The 3,332-nt window shown below is 39.3% G+C and carries 3 protein-coding genes; 2 read left to right on the forward strand and 1 reads right to left on the reverse strand.

What is annotated here, in order from left to right:
* Together AC1DRQ_RS30375 and AC1DRQ_RS30380 are read left to right on the forward strand one after the other, a co-directional pair.
* A partial coding sequence (locus AC1DRQ_RS30375) for an ATP-binding cassette domain-containing protein (protein WP_477429682.1) occupies nucleotides 1–1,661 on the forward strand: 1,661 nt, incomplete at its 5' end.
* On the forward strand, nucleotides 1,658–2,713 hold the full coding sequence (locus tag AC1DRQ_RS30380) for a glycosyltransferase (RefSeq protein ID WP_477429684.1): 1,056 nt from the start codon (nucleotides 1,658–1,660) through the stop codon (nucleotides 2,711–2,713). The genes AC1DRQ_RS30375 and AC1DRQ_RS30380, both read left to right, overlap by 4 nt.
* Here AC1DRQ_RS30380 and AC1DRQ_RS30385 read toward each other — a convergent pair.
* Nucleotides 2,699–3,332 (reverse strand): glycosyltransferase family 4 protein (locus tag AC1DRQ_RS30385; protein WP_477429686.1); only part of this gene is annotated, 634 nt, incomplete at its 5' end. The genes AC1DRQ_RS30380 and AC1DRQ_RS30385 overlap by 15 nt on opposite strands.

Here is a 3,332-nt window from a genome sequence, read left to right on the forward strand (position 1 = left end):
TAATTAAGGGGATCTTAACCCTGTTGAACACCACAGAAAAAGCAAGGCTGTGCAGGCTTATCCTGTTCGACCTTGTTATTAGTGTGCTTGATATTGCTTTTTTAGGTTTGTTGCTGCTGGTAATAGGCTTTTATACTTCTAATAAAGTATTAAACTCAGGTTCCATTGTGCTGCCTGCAGATTGGTTTAATAAAAATTCCATACTGCTGATAAGTCTTTTTTTAATTCTTTTCAGCATTAAAAACTGGTTTGGGTATTTGATATTACGCTTTCAGCATCATTTTTTTTACGGGGTAGCTTCAAGGTTATCAAAAAAAAATATCATCCATTACCTGAAGGATGATTATATGCGCTTTGTACATGTTGACTCATCCATTCATATCCGGCAAATCAGTCAGCAACCCATTGAGTTCAGTCACTATATCCTGACTAATGTTCAGCAGGTAATTTCCCAGAGTATCCTTATCTTATTTACAGTATGCGCCATTTTGATCTATCAGCCTCTGTTATTTTTATTATTGCTGCTATTGTTATTACCGCCCATCATCGTACTGGCCTATTTCATAAGGAGGCGATCAAAACAAGTTAGGATACATACCAAACTGGCCAGCGAAAAAACTATTCAGCATTTACAGGAATCCTTATCTGGTTTTGTAGAAAGCAATATTTATGATAAAAGTGATTTTTTAACCAACCGCTATCATAACTACCAGCAGCAACTAAATAATAACCTGGCCACACAGCAAACTTTGCAGGGGCTGCCCTCGCGCCTTGTGGAGGTTTTTGCCATATTTGGCTTTTTTATACTGGTGGTCATTAACAAATGGTCGGCACACGGGCCGGTAGTTGACCTGCTAACCATCGGCGTTTTTATGGCTGCCGCGTATAAGATCATCCCTGGCATTATTAAAATACTGAACAGCACCGGGCAAATAAAAACTTATGAGTTTACTTTGAATGATATGCTAACGGTAAAAGAGCCGGTAGTACCAACCAATCATACACCCGATATCGTTTTACCTATCATATCTATCCGGTTTGATAACATCAGCTTTAGCTATAAAAATCAGGAGATACTAAAAGGTACCAGCTTCCATATTAATCAAGGTGATCTTGTGGGTATATCGGCCGCATCCGGTCGTGGTAAAACAACACTGATCAATTTACTGTTAGGTTTTTTAACACCCGAAAGCGGAAATATTTTGATTAACGAAAAGGTGGCAGATACCTGTGTACGAAAACAATACTGGAAAAGGATAGCTTATGTAAAACAGCAAAACTATTTTATTCACGATAGCATCCTGAAAAACATTACGCTTAGCGATGATGAAAGTAATGATGAAAAATTAGCCGAAGTAATTACCTTTTGCGGACTTAACACCTTACTTACAGGTAACGCCGAAGGGTTAAATAAAGTGATAAGGGAAAACGGTAAAAACCTGAGCGGCGGGCAAAGGCAAAGGATCATGCTGGCCCGGGCGCTTTATCATGATTTTGATGTGCTGATACTTGATGAACCTTTTGGCGAAGTAGATCAGGAAGCCGAAGAAGCTATTCTTTTACAACTAAAGCAATTGGCCGCATCAGGTAAGATCATTATGTTTATTACTCATAATTCTGCAAGTCTTACTTACTGCAACAAACTGATAACCATTGAATGAATAAACAAAAAGCATTGGTAATTCTTAGTCCCGGGTTTCCGGCTGATGAAAACGATACTACCTGCATACCACCCATGCAAATTTTTGTAAAAGCTTTAAAACAGTATTACCCGCAGCTGCATGTTATTGTGATAAGCTTTCAATATCCTTTTATCGCTTCGCGATATTGGTGGTATGGGATTGATGTAATTGCTTTGGCAGGTAAAGGCAGGGGCCAGTTATACAGACTACTTACCTGGAGACGTGTATGGAAAACCCTAAAAAAACTTCATTACGAGTATGAGCTGACAGGACTGTTGAGTTTTTGGATAGGAGAGTGCGCCTTTGTTGGCAATAGATTTGCAAAAAAATACAGTTTGCTACATTACACATGGTTGCTTGGCCAGGATGCAAAAGCCGGCAATGAATATGTAAACCGGATAAAACCTGAGCGGGGATCACTAATAGCCATATCTGATTCTTTAGCAAAAGAGTTCAGGATAAATTATGGCTTACTGCCCGAACATACCATTCCAACAGGTATAGACACTACGCTTTTTAAAACGGTACCGGCAGGCAGGGATATTGATATTATGGGTGCGGGTTCGCTTATTCCGCTTAAGCAATACCATTTGTTTGTGAATATAGTTAAAAACTTAACCACCGAATTTCCGAAAATAAAAACAGTTATCTGCGGCAAAGGCCCCGAAATGGAGAATCTTAAAAAACAGATAAGCAGGCTAAAACTTGAAAATAATATTCAATTAAAAGGAGAACTATCACATCCCGAAGTACTTGCGCTAATGCAGCGTTCAAAAGTATTTTTACATACATCGGCATATGAGGGTTATAGCACCGTTTTAAGTGAAGCCTTATATGCGGGGTGCCACGTGGTGAGCCTGGTTAATGCTATGAATGCCCGCCCTGTGCAACACCATGTGCCCGATAACGCGGAACATTTACCGGATATAATTAAAGAACTGCTTAGAAATAAAAACCTGGTTCATGAGCAGGTATTGGTTTACCCGATCCAAACCATTGTGGCCAAAGTTGCAGCATTATTCGGCCATTAAATATTTGCAAATATCTACCAGATCATTGGCTATACTTTTGAAGGTGAGATTTTGGTTGAAATAATTTAAATTTTGGGCAGAAAATTTCTTTCTGTCTAAATTATCGATGATACCTAATAATCTGCCAAGGGCGGTAGCATTACCAGGCGGGTATAAAAAACCGCATTTACTACTACCCACTATTTTTTGATAGGATGGTATAGCGGTAACAACAGGAATACAACCGCAAGCCATAGCCTCAAGCAAAGCATACCCGCTGCCTTCTTTATGGCTTCCTGATATATAAAAATCAGCAGCGCTGTACCAATAAGGTAATTCAGTGTTAGGAACTTTACCTACCAATACCACCGCATTTGATAATACCCTGTTCGATGCAAACAACTGCATCACGTCATTCACCATATCTTCTGTTTGATAGATCATGTAAAGCTTCGCATCCGGGTTTATTTGCAGATATTGCCCAAACCCGGTTAAAACAGTAAGCGGATCCTTATTGGCATTTAACCGGCCAACCCACAGAAAATTGGTTTCGCCCATTATTTCGGTGCGATCTTTACTTTCTTGCTTATCTTTTTGGGTAAAGTTGGTTGATGCCTCTAACAATTCAAATATATTAGCG

It is taken from the genome of Mucilaginibacter sp. P4_E8, from assembly GCF_056401495.1.

Coding starts and splice junctions, on each gene's coding strand:
- AC1DRQ_RS30380 (WP_477429684.1), top strand. CDS start 1,658: ATGAATAAACAAAAAGCATTGGTAATTCTTAGTCCCGGGTTTCCGGCT.